This window comes from Calothrix sp. CBUCES-K 9914, from assembly GCF_059640475.1.
The window spans coordinates 1-19,549 of the sequence record NZ_JBXXZH010000181.1 but is presented as its reverse complement, the minus strand read 5'-3'; the positions used below and the strand labels follow the sequence as shown (position 1 = coordinate 19,549).

At 37.8% G+C, this 19,549-nt stretch carries 20 protein-coding genes and 1 pseudogene; 13 read left to right on the top strand and 8 right to left on the bottom strand.

All coding sequences use genetic code 11. The annotated features are described in order from the left end of the window. Positions 1 to 177 precede the first annotated feature (177 nt). Positions 178 to 867 (bottom strand): hypothetical protein, encoded by a 690-nt coding sequence (locus AC2JBO_RS31005; RefSeq protein WP_496957479.1) that lies wholly within the window; start codon positions 865 to 867, stop codon positions 178 to 180. Positions 868 to 1,077: 210 nt separating this feature from the next. Here AC2JBO_RS31005 and AC2JBO_RS31000 point away from each other — a divergent pair, with 210 nt between their 5' ends. Beyond that, entirely contained in the window at positions 1,078 to 1,272 is a 195-nt protein-coding gene (locus tag AC2JBO_RS31000) for a class I SAM-dependent methyltransferase (protein WP_496957478.1), read from the top strand. Continuing rightward, positions 1,199 to 1,957 carry a class I SAM-dependent methyltransferase gene (locus tag AC2JBO_RS30995; protein ID WP_496957477.1) on the top strand — a complete coding sequence of 253 codons (759 nt, stop codon included), beginning with the start codon at positions 1,199 to 1,201 and terminating at the stop codon, positions 1,955 to 1,957. Before AC2JBO_RS31000 ends, AC2JBO_RS30995 begins: the two co-directional genes overlap by 74 nt. Here AC2JBO_RS30995 and AC2JBO_RS30990 read toward each other — a convergent pair. Both AC2JBO_RS30990 and AC2JBO_RS30985 read right to left on the bottom strand, forming a co-directional pair. Further along, positions 1,954 to 2,400: an HmpF-related protein gene (locus tag AC2JBO_RS30990; protein ID WP_496957480.1), complete on the bottom strand. Its 447-nt coding sequence runs from the start codon at positions 2,398 to 2,400 to the stop codon at positions 1,954 to 1,956. The two genes, AC2JBO_RS30995 and AC2JBO_RS30990, sit on opposite strands and share 4 nt — an antisense overlap. 78 nt (positions 2,401 to 2,478) lie before the next feature. After that, positions 2,479 to 5,232 (bottom strand): valine--tRNA ligase, encoded by a 2,754-nt coding sequence (locus AC2JBO_RS30985; protein ID WP_496957476.1) that lies wholly within the window; start codon positions 5,230 to 5,232, stop codon positions 2,479 to 2,481. Positions 5,233 to 5,620: 388 nt separating this feature from the next. On the opposite strand from AC2JBO_RS30985, the gene AC2JBO_RS30980 reads away from it, so the two are divergent. Beyond that, positions 5,621 to 5,932 (top strand): hypothetical protein, encoded by a 312-nt coding sequence (locus tag AC2JBO_RS30980; RefSeq protein WP_496957475.1) that lies wholly within the window; start codon positions 5,621 to 5,623, stop codon positions 5,930 to 5,932. Positions 5,933 to 6,012: 80 nt separating this feature from the next. Then, a pseudogene (locus AC2JBO_RS30975) lies at positions 6,013 to 6,162 on the top strand (histidine kinase dimerization/phospho-acceptor domain-containing protein); the annotation flags it as partial. Between the two features lie 209 nt (positions 6,163 to 6,371). Here AC2JBO_RS30975 and AC2JBO_RS30970 read toward each other — a convergent pair. From AC2JBO_RS30970 to AC2JBO_RS30960, 3 genes are read right to left on the bottom strand one after another with little or no spacing between them, the layout of a single operon-like run. After that, the gene (locus tag AC2JBO_RS30970) at positions 6,372 to 7,412 is read right to left on the bottom strand and encodes a DMT family transporter (protein WP_496957474.1); all 1,041 of its coding nucleotides are present in this window, start codon (positions 7,410 to 7,412) and stop codon (positions 6,372 to 6,374) included. Between the two features lie 32 nt (positions 7,413 to 7,444). Continuing rightward, on the bottom strand, positions 7,445 to 8,782 hold the full coding sequence (locus AC2JBO_RS30965; protein ID WP_496957473.1) for a 2Fe-2S iron-sulfur cluster-binding protein: 1,338 nt from the start codon (positions 8,780 to 8,782) through the stop codon (positions 7,445 to 7,447). Positions 8,783 to 8,811: 29 nt separating this feature from the next. Continuing rightward, entirely contained in the window at positions 8,812 to 9,309 is a 498-nt protein-coding gene (locus AC2JBO_RS30960; RefSeq protein WP_496957472.1) for a DM13 domain-containing protein, read from the bottom strand. Positions 9,310 to 9,667: 358 nt separating this feature from the next. On the opposite strand from AC2JBO_RS30960, the gene AC2JBO_RS30955 reads away from it, so the two are divergent. The 3 genes from AC2JBO_RS30955 to AC2JBO_RS30945 all read left to right on the top strand — a co-directional run bounded on the left by AC2JBO_RS30955 (position 9,668) and on the right by AC2JBO_RS30945 (position 12,256). Then, positions 9,668 to 10,093 carry a hypothetical protein gene (locus AC2JBO_RS30955; RefSeq protein ID WP_496957471.1) on the top strand — a complete coding sequence of 142 codons (426 nt, stop codon included), beginning with the start codon at positions 9,668 to 9,670 and terminating at the stop codon, positions 10,091 to 10,093. Positions 10,094 to 10,176: 83 nt separating this feature from the next. Then, positions 10,177 to 10,854 carry a response regulator transcription factor gene (locus AC2JBO_RS30950; RefSeq protein WP_496957470.1) on the top strand — a complete coding sequence of 226 codons (678 nt, stop codon included), beginning with the start codon at positions 10,177 to 10,179 and terminating at the stop codon, positions 10,852 to 10,854. Between the two features lie 169 nt (positions 10,855 to 11,023). Further along, the gene (locus AC2JBO_RS30945; protein WP_496957469.1) at positions 11,024 to 12,256 is read left to right on the top strand and encodes an ATP-binding protein; all 1,233 of its coding nucleotides are present in this window, start codon (positions 11,024 to 11,026) and stop codon (positions 12,254 to 12,256) included. Between the two features lie 97 nt (positions 12,257 to 12,353). Here the strand turns inward: AC2JBO_RS30945 and AC2JBO_RS30940 are convergent, their stop codons facing one another. Beyond that, positions 12,354 to 13,772 carry a sensor histidine kinase gene (locus AC2JBO_RS30940; RefSeq protein ID WP_496957468.1) on the bottom strand — a complete coding sequence of 473 codons (1,419 nt, stop codon included), beginning with the start codon at positions 13,770 to 13,772 and terminating at the stop codon, positions 12,354 to 12,356. Continuing rightward, entirely contained in the window at positions 13,769 to 14,488 is a 720-nt protein-coding gene (locus AC2JBO_RS30935; protein WP_496957467.1) for a DUF4079 domain-containing protein, read from the bottom strand. The genes AC2JBO_RS30940 and AC2JBO_RS30935 overlap by 4 nt, the downstream gene beginning before the upstream one ends. A 386-nt stretch (positions 14,489 to 14,874) precedes the next feature. On the opposite strand from AC2JBO_RS30935, the gene AC2JBO_RS30930 reads away from it, so the two are divergent. The 6 genes from AC2JBO_RS30930 to AC2JBO_RS30905 all read left to right on the top strand — a co-directional run bounded on the left by AC2JBO_RS30930 (position 14,875) and on the right by AC2JBO_RS30905 (position 19,394). Then, on the top strand, positions 14,875 to 15,099 hold the full coding sequence (locus AC2JBO_RS30930) for a hypothetical protein (protein WP_496957466.1): 225 nt from the start codon (positions 14,875 to 14,877) through the stop codon (positions 15,097 to 15,099). After that, the gene (locus AC2JBO_RS30925; protein ID WP_496957465.1) at positions 15,086 to 15,304 is read left to right on the top strand and encodes a type II toxin-antitoxin system HicB family antitoxin; all 219 of its coding nucleotides are present in this window, start codon (positions 15,086 to 15,088) and stop codon (positions 15,302 to 15,304) included. The genes AC2JBO_RS30930 and AC2JBO_RS30925 overlap by 14 nt, the downstream gene beginning before the upstream one ends. Positions 15,305 to 15,697: 393 nt before the next feature. Then, positions 15,698 to 16,276, top strand: coding sequence for a Uma2 family endonuclease (locus AC2JBO_RS30920; protein ID WP_496957464.1), 579 nt, complete (start codon positions 15,698 to 15,700; stop codon positions 16,274 to 16,276). An 11-nt stretch (positions 16,277 to 16,287) separates the two neighbouring features. Next, positions 16,288 to 17,556: a glutathionylspermidine synthase family protein gene (locus AC2JBO_RS30915; RefSeq protein WP_496957463.1), complete on the top strand. Its 1,269-nt coding sequence runs from the start codon at positions 16,288 to 16,290 to the stop codon at positions 17,554 to 17,556. A 131-nt stretch (positions 17,557 to 17,687) separates the two neighbouring features. Next, complete coding sequence (locus AC2JBO_RS30910) at positions 17,688 to 18,077, top strand: GxxExxY protein (RefSeq protein WP_496957462.1); 390 nt, start codon at positions 17,688 to 17,690, stop codon at positions 18,075 to 18,077. A 60-nt stretch (positions 18,078 to 18,137) separates the two neighbouring features. Further along, complete coding sequence (locus AC2JBO_RS30905) at positions 18,138 to 19,394, top strand: MFS transporter (protein WP_496957461.1); 1,257 nt, start codon at positions 18,138 to 18,140, stop codon at positions 19,392 to 19,394. Positions 19,395 to 19,549: the final 155 nt, after the last annotated feature.

Here is a 19,549-nt window from a genome sequence, read left to right as displayed (position 1 = left end):
GCTAACCATCTTGACAAATCCGATTTGAGAGGGAATGAAACAGCCCTGCCTTATTAAGGGGGGCAAAAATTATTTTTTAAAATTAAGCAAAAAATCTTGTTCTTTTTAAAATTAAGCAAAAAATCTTGTTCCCCCCTTATTAAGGGGGGTTAGGGGGGATCAAACCTATAACATCAATTACCCAGGTTGATTCACTCCTTCATAATCAATGCTATCAACAATATCTAACTTTTCTACCGCGCGTATTTGAGCAGGGGTTAAATCACCGTATACCGTAGGACTAGAGTTATCACCAGTTACACTAAATCCTAATTCTTCAATTTTGTTAATTGCCTCATTAACAATCTGTTCGTTTTGCAATGCTTGCTGCTGTGTATCTATATTAGTTAGAATTGGCGCCTGTACCTCTTTCCTTACTACTTTTAATGTAATTACTACAGAGATTTGGTCGTTTGGTTTAGAAGAAGAAAGTTTTTTAAATAAACCTTGTGATAGTTTTCCATATCTAGATACATAAGCAGTTCTATCTTGTTGGGCTAACTTTTCTATATTCATTTCTTGTCCATTAGCATCGACTGTGATGTCAAATATTTTGCCGTTACGTTTATCAACAACAACAAACCCAAATCCACTTTTACCAATAGTCCGAAAAGTTGGTTGGAAAGTATAGACAATTTCTAATTTGTCAATAGGAGTACTAACTTTTTTAGATAATTTCTCTAGTGCTGCTTGTTGAATTGATGGCTTAATATTACTTAAATCTGGTGCTTGCTGTGTTTGTAGTGCTAGTGCGCGCGCATTAAAGTGCGTGCCGCTTGATAGGATAAGTAATAATAAACAAGCAGTTGACAGCTTACTTGAGTTCATTGAAGTAAAGCATTATGTTGGGATTAGCTACAGACGTTTACGATACCGTCCTCTGTTCCCACTCATATTTAAATGATAAAGATTATTAAAAATTTATTATAAAAATCCTGAAAGTTAATTGCAATAGTGAATAAGTAAATAGCGCAGGCGCCTTCAGAGGTTATCTACAACGCAAATATTTATAACTAATATAACGTAATTATTATACAGATGCAAAATATCGCAGATACTGCCTATCTGGTAGCGATGTATCGTGCTTTGGAAAGCGAACGTGCGGATGCTTTATTTGATGACCCTTACGCGCGAACCTTAGCGGGGGGGGAAAGGAGCGATGCTGGTAGAGGTGCTTGGAGAAAAGGAAAAAATCACCAGTGTAATAGCGCTTCGTACTCGTCTTATCGATGAACAAATTGAAAAGTTAGTTCAGTCTAGAAAGATTGATACAGTGTTAAACTTAGCGGCAGGACTAGATACTCGTCCTTATCGATTAAATCTTCCTTCATCGCTACGTTGGATTGAAGTTGATTTTCCAGAAATTATAACAGAAAAGGAGCAAAAACTTCTAGGGGCTACACCTGTGTGTACTTTGGAGCGAATTAAGTTAGATATTACAGATACTGTTTTAAGAAAACCTCTATTTGCTGAGATTACCAAAAACTGTAAGCAAGCACTTGTAATTACTGAAGGACTTCTTTCTTATTTACCAGAACCACAAGTAGCATCTATTGCTGCTGATATTTATGAGCAATCAAAGTTGAACTGGTGGTTATTTGAATTAGAATCAGGAGACACTTTGGATAATTATGAACAAATCTACGCGCGAAGAATATTTGACCAATATTTTGCAAGTGGAAATAAGACTTTGTTATTTGCTCCAATAGAAGGAACAAGCTTTTTCCAGAGATACGGTTGGAAAGTCGCAGAGTCACTATCTGTATGGAAAGAACTACGGCGCCTCAAGCGACAAGTAAAATTAGCTTGGTTAATAGAAGCGGTAATGAGCAAGTTAAATCAGGCATACTGGGAAAAACAACAACAGCAGAGTAGTATTGTACTGCTTTGCCGAAACGCACGATTCAGTATACCCTAACTTTCTTCAGGATGAACACCGTTACCGAAGGCGCTTTTTTCACGCTTCAAACTTTCTTCGAGAGCTTGAATTTGTTCGCGTCGTGCCTCCAATTCTAACGAACGACGTGCTAAATCTTGATTTTGTAAAGTTAAATTTTGGCGCCATTGTTCCGCGCGTTCTTTTTCTTTCGTCAAATAATCTGGAGTAATACCAGTTGAAAGATAAGTACTTACCAAAGAAAGTACCCAGTTTGTAGCATCTTCGAGACGTTCGATATCACCCGTAGGTGAAAGTTCAACTAAAACCAGTAGTCTTTCAGTTAGTACACTACTCTTTCCCAAAAGAATAAACGCTTCTTCAGGAATAGTAGCCCACGTATTCTCAGCTTCTTTACGTGCCAGCAAACGTAACTGGTATTGTTCAAGAAAATCGTTTTTATGTACTTGAGCTAGATACAACATAAGTAATGAGTTGTGAGTGCTGAGTGCTGAGTGCTGAGTTTTGAGTATTATACTCAGCACTTTCTACTCAGCACTTTTTTATTGTGATAACTTCTGAATGCGGTCGCGTAAAATTTGTGCTTGTTTTTCGGCTTCTGCTAAGTTATCGCGTACACCTTGAATAACTTCACCAGAAGCGTTATTGACAAAGCCTGAGTTACTAAGTCTAGCAGAAAGAGACTTGATATCGTTTTCGATTTTTTCAAGTTTTCTCTGGAGTTTGGCACAGAAAGCAGCAATATCAACGACTCCAGTTAACGGTAAAATAACTTGTACAGTACCGAAAACACTGGCAATTGCTTTTTCTTCTTGGTTAGATTCAGATTGTACCTCCCCAGCCTCAATACTCAAACTCTCAACTTTTGCCAAATCCTTAATATATACTTCTCCAGCAGCTACAACTTCCCGCTCCCTACTACTATCAGATTGCAAATTAATTGCTACCTTCGCACCTGGTTTAACATCAGCTTCCGCGCGTAAATTCCGAATAGTCCGAATCACACCAAGTAATAAATCAAACTCTTCTTCTAACGCTACATCAATTTGACTTTCATCAACTTCAGGGTAACGCTGTAACGATAAACTTTGCTTAGAGTCGGCGCCTTGTTGAGTCAGGGTATGCCAAATTTCCTCAGTAATATGAGGCATATAAGGATGTAGTAACTTCAAAATGCCTTCCAAAACATAACTAAGTGTTTGCTGTGCAGCTTTCCGCGAACTTGGGTCTGCATCACTTTGCAACCTAGATTTTACAAGTTCTATATACTGGTCGCAGAAATCACCCCAAATAAATTCGTAAAGTCCTTTTGCAGCTTCACCCAAACCATAATTATCAATGTAATTACTAGTTTGTTTAATAACTTGGTTATACCGTGAAAGTATCCATTTATCGCTAAGTTCAATTGGTTGAGGAACTCCTAAGTGTGAAGGAGTTTGTTCATCCAAGTTCATCATTACGAACCGCGAAGCATTCCATAACTTGTTGGCAAAATTACGCGAAGCTTCAAACGACTGTGATTCATTTTTCTTACGGTCGTAGTCTAAACGAATATCTTGTCCGGCACCTGCAACTTCTTTTATTAAGGTATATCGTAGTGCGTCTGTACCATATTTGTCGATAAGTAGTAGCGGGTCGATACCATTTCCCGCTGACTTGGACATTTTCTTACCCTTCTCATCGAGAACTAACCCGTGGATGTAAACATCTTGAAATGGCATTTGACCAGTAAAATGCCCAGCCATCATAGTCATTCTAGCTACCCAGAAAAATATGATGTCAAAGCCAGTTACCAAAACGCTAGTAGGGTAATACTTAGCTAAGTCAGGAGTTTGTTCAGGCCAACCCATTGTAGAAAACGGCCACAACCCGGAAGAAAACCATGTATCTAATACATCTGGGTCACGTTCGAGTTTTACATCTTCGCCAAATTGTTGTTTGGCTTTTTCTAGTGCTTCTTCTTCGTTTTTAGCAACAACAAAGGGAGTTGTATCTGTAATTTCTCCACTTGTTTCGTTAACTGCATACCAAGCGGGAATTTGATGACCCCACCATAACTGGCGAGATATACACCAATCTTCAAGCTTAACCAACCAGTCACGATAAACTTTACTCCAACGCTGCGGTACAAAGTTTGGAGAATTTTGGTTATCAAGGCAAGAGAGCGCATTATCTGCTAAAGGGCGAATTTTAACAAACCACTGGGTTGAAAGTAATGGTTCAACAGGTACTTTGCCTCTCTCACTATAAGGAACCGTATGTTTGTAATCTTCAACTTTAACTAAAACACCTAGTTCTTCGAGCTTTGCAACAACATTCTTACGCGCGACAAAACGGTCTTGCCCTTGGAATTCCCCAGCATTTTCATTCAGGGCGCCGTTCTTGTTCATAATATTGATAAACGGCAAATTGTGACGTTTACCCATTTGAAAGTCATTCGGGTCATGGGCTGGTGTAACTTTAACGCAACCTGTTCCGAAGGTTGGGTCAACTAATTCATCGGCAATTATTGGAATTTCTCGATTCATTATTGGCAAAGTTAAAGTTTTGCCAATGAAATCTTTATAACGTTCATCGTTTGGGTTGACCGCAACTGCCGTATCACCCAACATTGTTTCGGGACGAGTTGTGGCAACTTCAACAAAACCGGAACCATCAGAGAGGGGGTAACGAAAATGCCAAAGGTTGCCGTTAACTTCTTTTTGGTCAACTTCTAAATCTGAAACCGCTGATTGAGATTCAGGACACCAGTTTACTAAATACTCGCCTCTATATATTAGTCCTTCATCATAAAGTTTAACGAAAGCTTCCAATACAGCTTTCGATAAACCCTCATCTAAAGTGAACCGTTCGCGCGTCCAGTCCACCGACACACCCAACCGTCGCAACTGATTTACAATAGTACCTCCAGACTCAACCTTCCACTGCCAAGCCTTTTCGAGAAACTTTTCGCGTCCCAAGTCGTAACGAGTTTTGCCTTCTGCTTTGAGTTGCTTTTCAAGAATAGCCTGTACTGCAATACTCGCATGGTCAGTACCTGGAAGATATAAGGCGTTTTTGCCCTTCATCCGATGGTAGCGAACTAAGGTATCGATAAGGGAGTTATCAAAAGCGTGTCCCATATGCAAACTACCTGTAACGTTTGGAGGAGGTATAACGATACAGTACGGTTCGGTTTGGTTGTTAGGGTCAGCTTTATATATATGGTTATCTTCCCAAAACTGCTGCCATTTGGATTCAGCGGCTTTTGGGTCGTAAACGCTAGGGAGGTTGGTGTTTGATAGTGTTGCGGTCATTCTGGGAATAATTAAGTGTGGAAGGACTGTTTATAAATGTTAGGTCTTTTATAAATTCTGCCACATGGTAACAAGAGTGTCGCACAATCGATTATCCCGTAGGATAGGCGTCTCGCCTGTCCGTCAAATATGAGGGAAACTTATATCTTGAACCTACACCCTATAAGGGTGAGACTATACGAACAAAGCCTGCCTACGCAGGCTAAAATTGTTTATTTTTCGTTTTATTGATAAAGATGTATGTTTATTGAAATAAAAAAATTAAGTATTAATACGTTGGTGCATTCCGGTGAGGAAAGAGCGAAATTTGGTTCTCCAAAACTGTAGTTACTTTAGTTACTACTTTTAAGCTTTGTAGTTTTACTTATAAACTTAACTTTAAAATCCAATGAAACTTAAACCTAGCTTATTAAAACTTATTGTCGCGTTAATGACAATTTCCTTACTAGCTTCTTGTGCATCAACTCCCGAAACAAGTCAGGAATGTAACAAAAGCGCGCAAACAGCACAAGGACAACCTAACCAACAAGTTAACAACTGTCCACCAAGTTCGAGTAGTGGTAGTGGTAGTGGTAGTCGAAGCTACTATGGTGGTGATTCTAGCAGGGTTGGAAGTGGCGCCAGTGATGGTGGCAGTCATTCTACAGTTGGGCGCAGTGGTTTCGGTAGCTTCGGACAAGGCGGACATGGAGGGGGCTAATAGTCTATGTCAGTAGAGATTTTACCTTATTAGGCGCAGAGGGCACAGAGATACTAGAGGACGATGTATTTAAGATTGGCGCCAACCGAATCAAAGATCAGTTTTTAGCCGTTTTGTCCCATGAGTTGCGCTCGCCTCTCAATCCCATTTTGGGTTAGACTCGATTATTACAGAACGGCAAACTCGATGCTGCTCGCCAAAAAGAAGCCCTAAGCGTGCATCACGGTAACATAACGGTAACATATTAGTTATGGTCGCATACTTCAAAAAACTACGCTACCAAACTTCAAGATTCGATAATTTACTCTTATTTTCTGCTCAAGTTGAACTCATGCAAACACTCTCAAAGCTTATTTAACCTTCATTATATAGTTTTTGAGTACTAATGGGTATCTTGTGCATCAAAACTTGATAGGGAGGTGGCTAAGGTCAAGCAGCATCACATACCTTTAAATCCCATAGCTGCTTCTACTTGTTGTTGTGCTGAAGTAGAAATCATTTTGGAAGACCCAGTTTTAAGAGAAGCTTGACGCCGAATTCCAATTTCGCCTAACAAGATGCCAACTAAAATCAAACTACCACCAATATAATGAGCCATAGTCGGCGCCTCGCCCAAAATGAAATAAGCTGCTAAAATGCCTACGAGTGGAGTAAACGAGCTAATTAAAGAAGCTACTGATACGCTGGAAGCTCTCAAGCCTTTAATCCAAAATGACTGACCTAGAACTACAATTACAAAACCATATACCAACATCCACTGCCAGAGAAAAGACGAAAATACATCTATAAAATGGTCGCGACCATAAAGTATTAAAGCAAAAAAGAAAAATATTATTGTTCCTAAACCTGTACGGAATATGCTATAGATTCCCAGAGGAATTTTGGAAAGATGTTGTTTGCCAATAATAGTGGAAACAGCTAAAGCCATAGCTCCTATTGCTGTCAATATTTCTCCAGCACCTATACGAAAACCTCCCATGTTCATCATCGCTGGTTCTGGAGGTTGAAGAATAATGGTTAAGGTGACACCAATAAAGGCAGTAACTGCTCCTACAGTTTCCCAAATGTTGACTCGTTGCTTCAATAACCAAACTGATAAAGCTAGTGTTAAAGGTGGTTCTAGGCGCCCAACAAGAACAACATTATTAACATTAGTTAACGCCAATGCTTGAAAGATTAAAGCAGGTGCGATAGCTCCCGATAATATTGCAACTTTTGTCAAATTTAACCAGTTCTTTCTTGATAGTTTTCTTAATGTCGCTTTGTTCCACTGGCGCCTGTAAATCGGGGTTAGAATTACTAAAGCGCATATGTTACCGACAAATAAAACATTACATAGAGAAATTGGATTACGAGCATCTATAAAATGTTGGGCGCCAATTTCTGTTAACTTCCGAGTAATAGCGCTAGATGCTCCAAAAATTAAAATTGCTAGCCAGAGATAAATTTGTCCCGGAATTTTGCGATGTCTAACAGCCATAATAAACTTGTCGTAGTAATTACTTACTCCCATTAAATGTCTAGTACTACGCTTGAACTCCCCGGTTGAGAAATACAAATCAAAACTGAAGCCTCATCAATTTCTGCACTTGGTTCTTCTAGATAATTAACCTCACCCTCACGAATTTTACACATACAAGTACCGCAAACTCCTACACGACAACTAAAAGGAGGATTAATATTATTAGCTTCTGCAAATTCTAAAATACTGCCATCTCCTTCTTTCCAGTTTAGAGTTTTACCAGATTTTGCAAAGACAATCTCAGCTTCTTCGACTTTCTCCTCTACTGTTGTAGTAGGTGCTTGTGTATTGGATGCAACTTTAATCGTGCCGAAAGATTCAAAGAAAACCTTACTGCTAGGTACTCCTGATTCCTTAAGTCCTTCCATAATGGATTCCATAAAAGCTGGAGAACCACATAGGAAATATTCAGCTTCTTGGTTAACTAAGTGTTTAATTAAAGCCGCATCAACATAACCAACACTATGGTATTTACCTTCATCTTCAGTAGTTGGACGACTGTATCTAAAATGTAGATTCAAGTTAGGGTTTTGTTGAGAAATTGCCATAATTTCATCATGAAAAGCGTGAAATTTACCATCTCTGGCGCCATGTAAAAACCAAATTAGCCGATTAGGATTAAGACGAGTAATAGCTTTTGCCATACTAATCATAGGAGTAATTCCCACACCGTTACTAATTAGCACAGCAGGAATTGACTTTTGCACATCTAAAACAAACTTACCATTTGGTGGTTTTGCCTGAATTATTGAACCTTCGTAAATATAATCATGCATAAAATTAGATGCTATACCAGGTAATACATCTAAATTTTGAGGCGCCAGTTCCCGTTTAACTGAAAGACGATAATATTCACAAGGTTCAGAGTAATCAGAAAGCGAATAGGTGCGAATTACAGGTTTATCTTGTCCGGTAACATCAAGCTTTATTGTTAAAAACTGACCCGGTTGAAAGTTAGGAATTTCTCTTTCATCTTGAGGTTTTAAGTAAAAAGATGTGATTTCCTCGCTTTCTTTTACTTTGCGAACAACTACAAAATTAAGCCAATCTTTCCAGATATTAGTACTATTAGAGATTGGTTGACTGTTACTGAGGTCTTGGACTAATTGTTGCCTACTTCCCTTACTTGTGTATACTAAACCAAAAACGGTGCCAACACCTGCACCAAACAATGATGAATATACCCCAAACCGATAGTCAGATTTACCTTTGGGATTTGTTACACCAATTAGTACAGCAGTTGTTAAAGTTACTACAGAGAATGTTGTAGCCGCTACTGTTAAACTTCTAAGTAATGGATTCTTTATTTTTCCGAAATTTTCTAGCATGATTGTTTCCTAGCAATCCAAAATTAATATCAAGTATTGTTTAACTTGGCAGCACCAAATGTAGCATTAAACTTCCGGCACCAAATAGCGGCAGATTTGTAATTTGCTAAATTTATGTTATTAGGAATAGCATATGATTGGGCGCCGCTAAATTTTTGTAAGCGACCAAGAATAACGTAATCCCCTTTTTTTAAGGAATAGGACGGTGGTTTAGTTGAACTAATTACATTATCTGAACGATGCAAAATTACAACTAAATCTGGCCCTGAGTCGGAAGTTTTGAATGACTGGTCAAGGGTTAGAAAGGAATTACCGTTATTGGTTGTAATGCTTACTGTACCTTGAGTTGTATGTTCTCCAGAAACAAAAGTACCAAGTGCAGCAGTTTGTTTAGATTGTGCAGACTGAACTACAGGGTTATTTTGAGGGTTTATAGCAACATTAGTTCCAGCCCCATTAACTTGTTTTGCACAGCTTGCTATTATCAGCGATGCAAGACTCAGCATTAAAAAACTTTTCAATTTCATGACAAAATATTCCTTAATACAACATCAGTTAGTAATACAGCTTTTGCTGTAGCTTTAACTAACTTAATTGTTGCTTAAGCTATCCAATTAAAAGTTATAAGGTTCTAAATATTTCAGTTTAGAAAGCTGAGATTTGCCTTAGAAGCTTCTTATTGTTTTCTCAGCTAATTTTAATCTTTTCAGTATCTTAGGTATTTATCAATATTTTTTTAGGCAAAATTATGTATAACGGGCAGATTAAAAAAGGTAATGGTAGTTTTTAACACCAGCTAATCTTGTTCTCAGCAAAAACTCAGGAATTCAGCCAATACTAGTAAACATCGAAGACAGGCGATTTTATTTATAAGGATTGATCAAAATGAACCTCAAAACTATTGTAACTACTGCTGCTCTAACTGGTTTAGTCACAATTGGCGGCGCCTCACTTAATGTAGTTAACTTACAGGCGAGTCAAGCGGTAGCAAAAGAAACAAGCACAATGATGTCATCTACTCAGCGTTATGCTCAAGCAGAAGCAATGAAAGATGTTACTGGCTTAACTGCTGCTCAAAAAATTGATATGCTGACTAAGCATAAAGGCGTATTTGGTAGTGGTGATGAACTCCGTCGTTACTTTTTTGGTGATTTAGAACCAATTGCTGTTCAACCTGGTGGTGCAGGTATGGTTGTCAACCTTTACAACAAAGCTAATAATACTACATTTTCTTATTGTGCAACTTACGATGTAGTTGTTGCAGTTAAGAAAGGCAGAATTACTGCTTTTTCTCCAAGCGAAGTCAAATAATGAGTAGCTAATCTTTCGGGTTAAAATCAGGTAATAAGATACCCGACTTCTTGAAGAAGTCGGGTATCTAAGTTGAGGAAATTATGACAGCACATATTCTTTTAGTAGAAGATGATGTAAAGCTAGCTCGATTTGTCGAGTTAGAATTAACTAGCGAAGGTTATAAGGTTAGTGTTGCTAACGATGGAATGACAGGAATTACCTTAGCACGGGAGTCGGCGCCAGATTTAGCGATTTTAGACTGGATGGTTCCTGGTTTAACTGGAGTAGAACTTTGCCGTCGTCTACGCGCGACGGGGAGTAAAATTCCAGTTATTCTGCTGACCGCAAAAGATGAAGTTAATGACCGTGTAACTGGTTTGGATGCTGGCGCCGATGATTATGTCGTTAAACCATTTAGTATTGAGGAGTTATTAGCAAGAGTCCGCGCGCATCTACGTCGCACTACTGAAGATAGTTCGGATATATTACAATTTGAAGATTTAAAATTAAACCGTCGCACTCGTGAAGTATTTAGGGGTACACGAACAATAGAACTAACTGCCAAAGAGTTTGATTTACTTGAGTATTTAATGAGTTACCCCCGTCAAGTATTTACCAGAGACCAAATTTTAGAAAAAGTTTGGGGTTATGATTTTGTTGGAGACTCCAATATTATAGAAGTCTATGTTCGCTATGTCCGTTTGAAGTTGGAAGCAAACAATGAAAAACGCTTAATTCAAACAGTACGGGGTATCGGGTATGCATTACGCGATAATTAATACTGTAACTTTTATTACAATGTAACAATTATTAATTATTGGCGCTCCTTAAATCTGTAGGGTGCGTGACGCTATAACAATTTTGCTTCATTGCAAATAATCTAGTAGCGTCACGCACCACTTTAATGTAAAACAATATAAGATAGGTATTTTTTTACTCAGGTATATCATGTCTAATGACTTCTACTGGCGGCAAAGGCGGGCAATAGAGGTTTTATCGTCGCTTAGTTATCGAAATGGCGAATTGAGCGAATATTTAAAAGAGATAGCTTGTGGTGTAAATGAGTTAATCAGTATTGATTGGTCTGTTGTAACTATTTGTCAACAAGGTTTTGGCAAGGTACTGGCTAGTAGTATAGATTTAGGTAAAGAATTTGGTACTTATTCTGTACATGGTCAATTATCTGGAACAGTTATAGAAACTGGACGCAGTTTAATCATCGAAGATACTAAGTGCTGTACAGAATATGGTCAACCTCCATCTGGTTATCAAGCTTATTTAGGAATACCATTACGTACATCCCAAAATGAAATTATTGGAACAATTTGCTCATTTCATAAAGAACCGCGCGCTTTTTCCACTTCAGAAGTTAATATAGTAGAATTATTTGCAGAACGTGCCGCAACAGCAATAGATAATTATCATCTTTATAAACAACAGCAGCAATTCAATGAATTGTTAGAAGCTCAAGTCGCGCAGAGAACCGAAGAATTAAAAGCAGCGCAAGCTCAACTAGTTGAACAAGAACGTCTTGCGGCAATTGGTGAATTTGCTGCTTGTATTATCCATGAAATTCGTAACCCTTTGACAACAATGAAAATGGGGTTGAATTATTTTAATAAACTCGATTTAACTGATGCAGCAAAATTAAGATTATCCTTAGCGCTAGATGAAGGTAGTCGTTTAGAAAGATTATTACAAGAAATATTACTTTATGCCAAACCCCAAGCTTTACAATTGGCGCCTATTCATCTTAACGAATTCGTTACAAGTATTATAGAGTTTCTGGATATGCCAGAGGCAGAGGGAAAATATATCAAGTTTATTCCTGCAAGTACAGATATTCAAGTGGTGGGAGATAAAGACAAGTTAAAACAAGTATTAATAAATATAATCCGTAATGCTTATGAAGCTGTAGCAGTAGGAGATACTATTAAGTTGGATATAGTATCAAATATTAATAAAGTTATAATCAATGTGTACAATGGTGGCGCCATAATAGCACCAGAGGTTTTATCTAAATTAACTCAGCCATTTTATTCAACAAAACCTTCTGGTACAGGACTGGGACTTGCAATAACTAAACGTATTGTTGAAGCACACGGTGGAAAGTTAGTAATTACATCTAATGCAGAACAAGGAACAACCGTAAGTATAATATTACTTAATTCTAATTTATAAACTCTTTTCTTTCTTTCTTTTCTTTGCGTCCTTTGCGTCCTTTGCGGTTCGTTACATAAACAAACATCATTGTTACGAATCATTAATAGTCAGTACATCAGCAAGGTAAAATAACTGTAAACACACTTCCTTGATTTATTTTAGAACTGACCATAACTGTACCACCCATACTTTCTATAAAACTTTTAACAATTGATAAACCTAAACCAGTACCACCACTTGAAGAGCGCGCGTCATCAACACGATAAAATCTATCAAAAATTCGAGATTGGTGTTGTAAGGGAATACCGTAGCCATTATCAAAGACTTCGATTATTCCTTCGTTTTTGATTTGCTTTAATTTTATAATTATAGGTGTATCTTGGTTAGAATATTTAATTGCATTGTCAATCAAGTTGAGTAATACCTTTTCAAGCTTGCTGCTATCTGCTTTTACGGTAATTGGATAAGTAGGCGCCTCAATTTGAATTTGTCTATTACTATTTTTATATGCCATCTCCACAACTTCGGAAACGATATCATTTAACACGCAAGGTTGAATATGAAAATTTCCATATCTACTATCTATTCTAACTAAGTCGAGTAAATCTTGTAATATATGAATGGTACGCTCTGCTTCAGATGCTGCTGTTTGCAAAGCTTCTTTCTGAATTTCGGTTAAATTTTGTTGCCTTCTTAATACGCTTTGTAAATATCCATATACAACAGTTAATGGTGTTCGCAGTTCATGAGAAATATTACTTGTAAATTGTCGTTCTTTTTCCCAAGCTTGAGATAATCGAGACAACATCATATTAACAGTTTGCGCGAGTTCCTTTACCTCAGTCGGCGCCTGAGCAAGGTGTAATTTATATGAGTCTAAATCTTCTGCTTGAATAACTGCGGTCATTTGGCTAATTTGCCGTAGAGATTGGAGAGAGTTTTTAATGTAAAATGCAATTGTCGCTGATATTACCAAAATTACTACAACTCCAGCAACACTTACATTATGCAGTAATGTGACAAACATAGTTTGGTCGCGGGTAATATCTTTTGCTATAGAAATTTCTCCTAATAACTTACCATTGATTTGTAATTTTTCACCGCACAAAACAAAATAATGTCCTTTAACTGCGTAAATTTGTGCTTTGTCAGGCATTTCTGTGAGAGAAATTAAGTCAGCTATTTTAGAGCCAGATACAGGATTTAAATTATTTGATTTAGCTAGTATTTGATTTGTATCTTGACTTTTTGCCCATAATAAAGTGTCATTTTCCGTGCGATTGTCAATTGCTTTTTGTAACGCAGTCTCAATTGGTAACATCTCGCTGTAAACTTCGACATCGCGCGGTAAACGTGAAGCAATTTCCTGAATATTTCGCTTATGACTATCGATTAAAATTTGTTGCATTTTCCAACCAGTCCAACTAGCAAGACCAGTTAATCCAAAAGCTGAAACTATAATAATACCGATAGTCAAGCGAAATTGTAATGAAAAAGGGTCAATTTTAGCAAATAATCTGTTAAATCTACTCACTTTTTTAATTCCGGTTGAGATATGGGACAAGTTTTATTTACAAAATCACACTTATAAATATAAGGTTCTTGCCAACTTAAAGGAATTTCTAATAAATCTCGTGTGCCAGTCATTGCTTGTCCCATAAATAATAATAAAGCAACGCAATTTAAAATCGTGTGAATTAGGCGCCAACGATGTGATTTATCTTTATAAATTTCGGGTACAATAGCTAAAGAAAAAATCATTAGCATTGCGGCAGTCATACCAATATAGTAATGCGACCAAAACCACTCGTTATCACGGCGATACACTCCGTCTTGAAATCCTAAAATTATCAAACCTGCACCTGTAAGAGTTGCAAACACAGACCGCCATAGCTTAGTTTTAGCACGGTAGAGAAATACTAAAGATATAATAGTCGCCACAAACATCAACAAAATAAAAATTACCTGAAACGGCGCCTTGCTCCAAACTTGATTCGTGATAATACTTTTACCGATTGGATAACCTAATCCTATCAAAGTTAATCCGACGATGGCACCTGTTAGCCAACTCCCCAACTGTTTATGTTCGACACCAACCGAAGCAGGAATTTTGCTCTTACCCGCAATTTTACTCTGTAAACGACGCTGACGTGTTGACCAGGCAAAGTTAACTACAATGCCAAGTAAGGGAAAAACAAAGAAAATTGCTATAAAAGGATGAACAAGTCCTAAAAAATCTACTAAGTTCATATAACCACCTTTTGACGTGTCCTTGTTTTCGATAACAACAATCATCAATGATGTTACCAAGAGCTAAATTATATATAGCTGAGAATTTATATAAATTTAGACATATTTTTTCTTAGCTCTTTCTCAGCTTATTCTCATCTTGATCTCCTGTATTGTGGAATGGGCATCCTTGCCCGTTCGTAATTGTAAACTCTATGCTAATAGCACAAGTCCTCTACAAGAGGACTTAATCTCTATCTGTTAAAGACGCTTGAGCGGTTGTATGGTGCTTTAACTGCAACAATTCTGTAGGATTATTCTCATTCTCAAAAATGTAATATCATCTAAACTCTCAACAGCAAGTTCTAACTCTTCATTATTGGTTAAAATTAAATACAAGGCATAACGTGCCTGGAAAAGATACCCAAGCGCCTGTGAACCTGCCGAAAACCCTGTACTCATATCCCCTAACTTCCTCGACGCACGTTTATTTACTAGCCAAGCCAATTTGTTTACCTACAGGCAAAGATGCCTCTGACGCTAAAATTTATCAAGAAAAAGATGTACAACAAGCTATAAAAGAAGTAGAGGAAAAACAACAGGAGAAACAGCAAGAAGATGAGTCAATTTAAGTATCAGATGCTTATTCAATGGTCAGAAGAAGATAACTGCTTTTTGGTAGGGTTTCCTGATTTTTCTGGACAACGTTGGCGGACTCATGGTGATACTTATGAAGAAGCTGTGACAAATGGCATTGAAGCTTTGGAGTCTTTAATTATAGCTTATAAGGCAACAGGTGAACCACTTCCAGAACCAACGGTTAATAAAGCCGCTTAACAGCAATAAGTTTCAAACCAGAAAAAGCTTATAACTAGTTATAGGGTAATGTGTTGGCGCCGTATAATGAATTCCGAAGAGTGCAAGTGTACCGTAGAGAAATCTTTAGATGCTAATATCTCGCATATCTAAGTAAAAACTACATACTTGCTCACGTAAAGTCGTAAAAGTAACAACTATTATTAGTCCTCTTATAGAGGACTTTTGCTATTAGCATGGGAACTTACAGTCCCATGCGGCTAGAAACGTAGTCTAAATTAGTATTTTTTGGTAGAAATTCCATGATTATATAATATGCTCTGTTGAAAAATGTTGACTGAAAATATTTTATAAAGGCTAGCTTCATTAAAAACTATTGGCTACAATCAAAGCAAGCTTGGTAATAAACTTGTTATGATAGCCATTCCTCAACAACCGCAAAAAATGACCGTCGAGGAATACCTCGAATGGGAACTTCAGCAAGATGTTCGCTATGAATATGTTAACGGCGAAGTCTTTGCTATGACGGGTGGTACAATCCCCCATAATGATATTGCACTTAACCTTTACAGTGCCCTACGCCCTCATCTACGTTCTAGAGGTTGTCGGGTAAATGTGTCAGATGTGAAAGTACAAGTTAGTACCAAGAGTCCTTACTATTACCCTGATGTTATCGTTAGTTGTGACCCTCAAGACCTAAACGCGCGTAAATTTATTCAAAGTCCTAAAATAATTGCGGAAGTTCTCTCCCCTGGTACAAGCGCAAAAGATAGGGGTGAGAAATTTATCAATTACTTAAAAATGCCCAGTTTACAAGAGTATATTCTAATTGACTCTGAACAAGTTGCCGTTGAGCGCTATTGTCGAGGAGAAGGCAGAATGTGGCTTTATTATCCTTACACTGCTGGAGACACTATTACTTTATCGAGCATTGAGTTGGAGTTTCCTATCGAAATACTGTATGAAGGTGTTGTATTTGAAATAGAAGAGTAAAAGCATCTCCTATGCGTACAGATATTTTCAATAGTCCTCAACGTCGGCGCCTGTTTCAATCTATGAAGATGGGATGGTATGATGTGTGTCCCATCGAAGAAGGAACGGGTATACCTCTGAGTGAGCAAACGGTTCCATATGCGCTTTACCATTGCCACCAGGTTTCGCAGCAAACGATTAATGAAATTAGGCAAGCGTCTGTTGCTGTAGGTAAGGTACTAATGCAAAGTTGGGATATTATTAGGAATCTTGATAAAGAAACGCTGTTAGATTATGGTTTTCCTGAAGAAAGTATTAACCTAGTTAAGTTTGATAGTTTACCACCATTTTGTATGCGCCTTGATTGGTGCTGGAATGAAGCTAAGGGTATTAAGCAAGTTATTGAAACGAATCCTCAAACCCCAAGTTTCTGGTTTGAATGTACTGAAGGTAATACGAAAGTAGCTGAACATTTTGGTTTGAAGGCGCCAGTATTTAATACGCAACAAATATTAAGTTTATCTTTAAACCAGCAAATTGAACGCGCGGCTAAGTATTTGAAAAAATCTCATACAGATTGTAATGTCACATTTACTGCATTGAATAATGCCGAAGATTTAGGTACGATGCGCTGGTTAAGTAGCCATTATCACCATCAATCTACTGTTTTGCCGATTGAGTTTTTACGTATTAAAGATGGTAAGTATCTGTTTGATTCTAGAACGGGTAAGCCTATTAATGTTTTGTTTATGTGGTATCCTGTGGAATGGGCGATTAATGATGTTGATGAGAATGGGAATAAGTTGTGGGCAGGATTGGAAGAACTTATTTTAAAGAAGAAAATAGTAATTGTTAATTTTGGCTCGGCTTTTGCTTTACAGCCTAAAAGTATTTTTGCTCTAATTTATGATTTGGGTTTGGAGTATTTGAGTTCAGAGAATGCTGAGACTGTTATTAATTATTTTCCTAGAACTTCGTTGAGTCAGCAAGACATTGGTGATACGTATTTTGCTAAACCTATTTTGGGACGCGAAGGTGAGGGTGGATTTGCTGTTAAGTCTGGGAAGATGCTTTATAGCAGTGAGAATAGTGATGATTGGTATAGGCGCCAACCGTTAGTTTATCAGCAGTTGTTGGAGTTGCCGAAGTTGGATGTTGCTGGGGAGTTGATGACGGTTGTTTGGGGTTCTTGGTTGTATAACGATGGTAGTGATGGGTTGGTTTCTGGTGGTTTGGGTATGAGAGTGTCGCAGAGCGAGATTACTGATAATTTGGCTTACTGGTGTCCGGTGGGGTGTTAATTTGTTGGTTTGGCAAAGATATTACAAATTTACTATAGAGCTAGTGTACTTATAATCTTAATGCGTGTTATGAAAGAGGAACGAACCGCAAAGTACGCAAAGTACGCAAAGAGAAGAGTAAGGGTGAGAATATGAAAGACTCTAAAGAGAATATTGAGCAGTTAGCGCACAGCGTTATTGGAGCAGCTATTGAGGTACATAGGGTTTTAGGTCCAGGGTTTTTAGAAGAGGTTTATCATAAAGCTTTAAAGCGAGAGTTTATATTTAGGAGAATACCTCACACTCATGAATACCCTGTGGCAATAAACTATAAGGGCTATGAAGTTGGAGAGGGGCGATTAGATTTTTTAGTCGGTACATCACTAGTTGTTGAACTTAAAGCCGTCCAAAACATAGCACCTATCCATGAAGCTCAAGTTATCTCCTATCTTAAAATGACCCAAAATTCTCTTGCCCTTCTTATTAACTTCAATGTTATCCTCCTCAAAGACGGTATAAAACGTATCGTAAACTCTCATTAACTCTTCCTTCTTTTCCTTTGCGTCCTTCGCGTCCTTTGCGGTTCGTTAACATCAACCCCCATGACCAAACCAACCCCCTCCCCCTGGACATATATCTCCACCCTATACTTTGCCCAAGGTGTACCCAACACAATAGTCACCGCAGTGGCGCCCATCCTTTACAAACGTCTCGCCATCAGCAACGAGCAAATCACATTTTGGATAAGCTTTCTTAGACTACCTTGGGTTCTCAAAATGTTTTGGGCGCCTTTTGTAGACACCAACTCCACTAAAAGAACATGGATACTAAGCACACAATTTGCCATGTTCGGATGTTTAGCACTAGCAGCCTTTTCCCTACAACTACCAAACTTCTTCCCCATCTCACTCTTTATATTCGCAATAGCCGCATTTGTCTCTGCAACCTGCGACATTGCCACCGATGGGTTTTACATGTTAGCACTCAGCAATGAGCAACAAGCCTTTTTTGTTGGGTTTCGCTCGCTATTTTTTCGTATTTCCATATTATTTGGTAATGGTTTTTTATTATATCTTGCAGGCACACTCGAAAAATCCCTTGGTAATAATATTCAAGGCGCCTGGGCTATTACGCTCGGATTCACGGCTGTACTATTTATATTAATTTCCATATATCATCAATTCATCTTACCAAAACCACCATCTGATATAGCCAACAAATCAGATACAAATGAAACAATACCTTTTTGGCTAGCAATAAAATCATATTTTCAAAAACCGAAAGTAGCTGCTATACTTGCTTTTATCCTACTTTACCGTCTAGGTGAAGCAATGTTTGTTACAATTGCTCCATTATTTTTATTAGATAAAATTGAAGTAGGCGGTTTGGGACTTTCTACTGATACAGTTGGTATTGTTAACGGCACATTCGGTGTCATATCCTTAATAGTCGGAGGGATTTTAGGAGGAGTATTAACTTCACGCTACAGCTTGAAAAAATGTCTTTTACCAATGGCTTTAGCGATGAACCTGCCGAATTTATTTTACGTCTACATGGCTTACACAAAACCTCCTTTAGCATTAGTGTACCTGCTAGTCTCTTTAGAGCAATTTGGATACGGTTTAGGCTTTACTGGTTTTACTGTATATTTATTACATATCTGTCAAGGTCAGTATAAAACTTCGCACTACGCTATCTCAACAGGATTTATGGCTTTAGGTTTAATGTTGCCTGGAGCTTATAGTGGCGCCATTCAAAAACAAATGGGTTATCCATTATTTTTCATTTTTGGTTTGCTTTTAACAATACCTGGAATGATTTCTATATTTTTCATTCCATTGGAAGATAATGTTAAATAACTCTAGAATTTTTGACTTATTATATTAATTAGGACTTACGCAATTGGCACATGAAAAACGTAGGGTGTGTGACGCTATGAAAAAACTTCAACGTAGTTATAGGACTTGTAGCGTCACGCACCAACTATTAATTGTGACAATATCGTAAGTCCTGT

Excerpts from the sequence above, each read along its gene's own strand:
- AC2JBO_RS31005 (WP_496957479.1), bottom strand. The coding sequence starts at position 867 with ATGAACTCAAGTAAGCTGTCAACTGCTTGTTTATTATTACTTATCCTA.
- AC2JBO_RS30960 (WP_496957472.1), bottom strand. The coding sequence starts at position 9,309 with ATGAAATTGAAAAGTTTTTTAATGCTGAGTCTTGCATCGCTGATAATA.
- AC2JBO_RS30935 (WP_496957467.1), bottom strand. The coding sequence starts at position 14,488 with ATGAACTTAGTAGATTTTTTAGGACTTGTTCATCCTTTTATAGCAATT.
- AC2JBO_RS30905 (WP_496957461.1), top strand. The coding sequence starts at position 18,138 with ATGACCAAACCAACCCCCTCCCCCTGGACATATATCTCCACCCTATAC.
- AC2JBO_RS30965 (WP_496957473.1), bottom strand. The coding sequence starts at position 8,782 with ATGCTAGAAAATTTCGGAAAAATAAAGAATCCATTACTTAGAAGTTTA.
- AC2JBO_RS30970 (WP_496957474.1), bottom strand. The coding sequence starts at position 7,412 with ATGGCTGTTAGACATCGCAAAATTCCGGGACAAATTTATCTCTGGCTA.
- AC2JBO_RS30925 (WP_496957465.1), top strand. The coding sequence starts at position 15,086 with ATGAGTCAATTTAAGTATCAGATGCTTATTCAATGGTCAGAAGAAGAT.
- AC2JBO_RS30915 (WP_496957463.1), top strand. The coding sequence starts at position 16,288 with ATGCGTACAGATATTTTCAATAGTCCTCAACGTCGGCGCCTGTTTCAA.
- AC2JBO_RS30945 (WP_496957469.1), top strand. The coding sequence starts at position 11,024 with ATGTCTAATGACTTCTACTGGCGGCAAAGGCGGGCAATAGAGGTTTTA.
- AC2JBO_RS30990 (WP_496957480.1), bottom strand. The coding sequence starts at position 2,400 with ATGTTGTATCTAGCTCAAGTACATAAAAACGATTTTCTTGAACAATAC.
- AC2JBO_RS30985 (WP_496957476.1), bottom strand. The coding sequence starts at position 5,232 with ATGACCGCAACACTATCAAACACCAACCTCCCTAGCGTTTACGACCCA.
- AC2JBO_RS30950 (WP_496957470.1), top strand. The coding sequence starts at position 10,177 with ATGACAGCACATATTCTTTTAGTAGAAGATGATGTAAAGCTAGCTCGA.
- AC2JBO_RS30980 (WP_496957475.1), top strand. The coding sequence starts at position 5,621 with ATGAAACTTAAACCTAGCTTATTAAAACTTATTGTCGCGTTAATGACA.
- AC2JBO_RS30920 (WP_496957464.1), top strand. The coding sequence starts at position 15,698 with ATGATAGCCATTCCTCAACAACCGCAAAAAATGACCGTCGAGGAATAC.
- AC2JBO_RS30995 (WP_496957477.1), top strand. The coding sequence starts at position 1,199 with ATGCTGGTAGAGGTGCTTGGAGAAAAGGAAAAAATCACCAGTGTAATA.
- AC2JBO_RS30955 (WP_496957471.1), top strand. The coding sequence starts at position 9,668 with ATGAACCTCAAAACTATTGTAACTACTGCTGCTCTAACTGGTTTAGTC.
- AC2JBO_RS31000 (WP_496957478.1), top strand. The coding sequence starts at position 1,078 with ATGCAAAATATCGCAGATACTGCCTATCTGGTAGCGATGTATCGTGCT.
- AC2JBO_RS30910 (WP_496957462.1), top strand. The coding sequence starts at position 17,688 with ATGAAAGACTCTAAAGAGAATATTGAGCAGTTAGCGCACAGCGTTATT.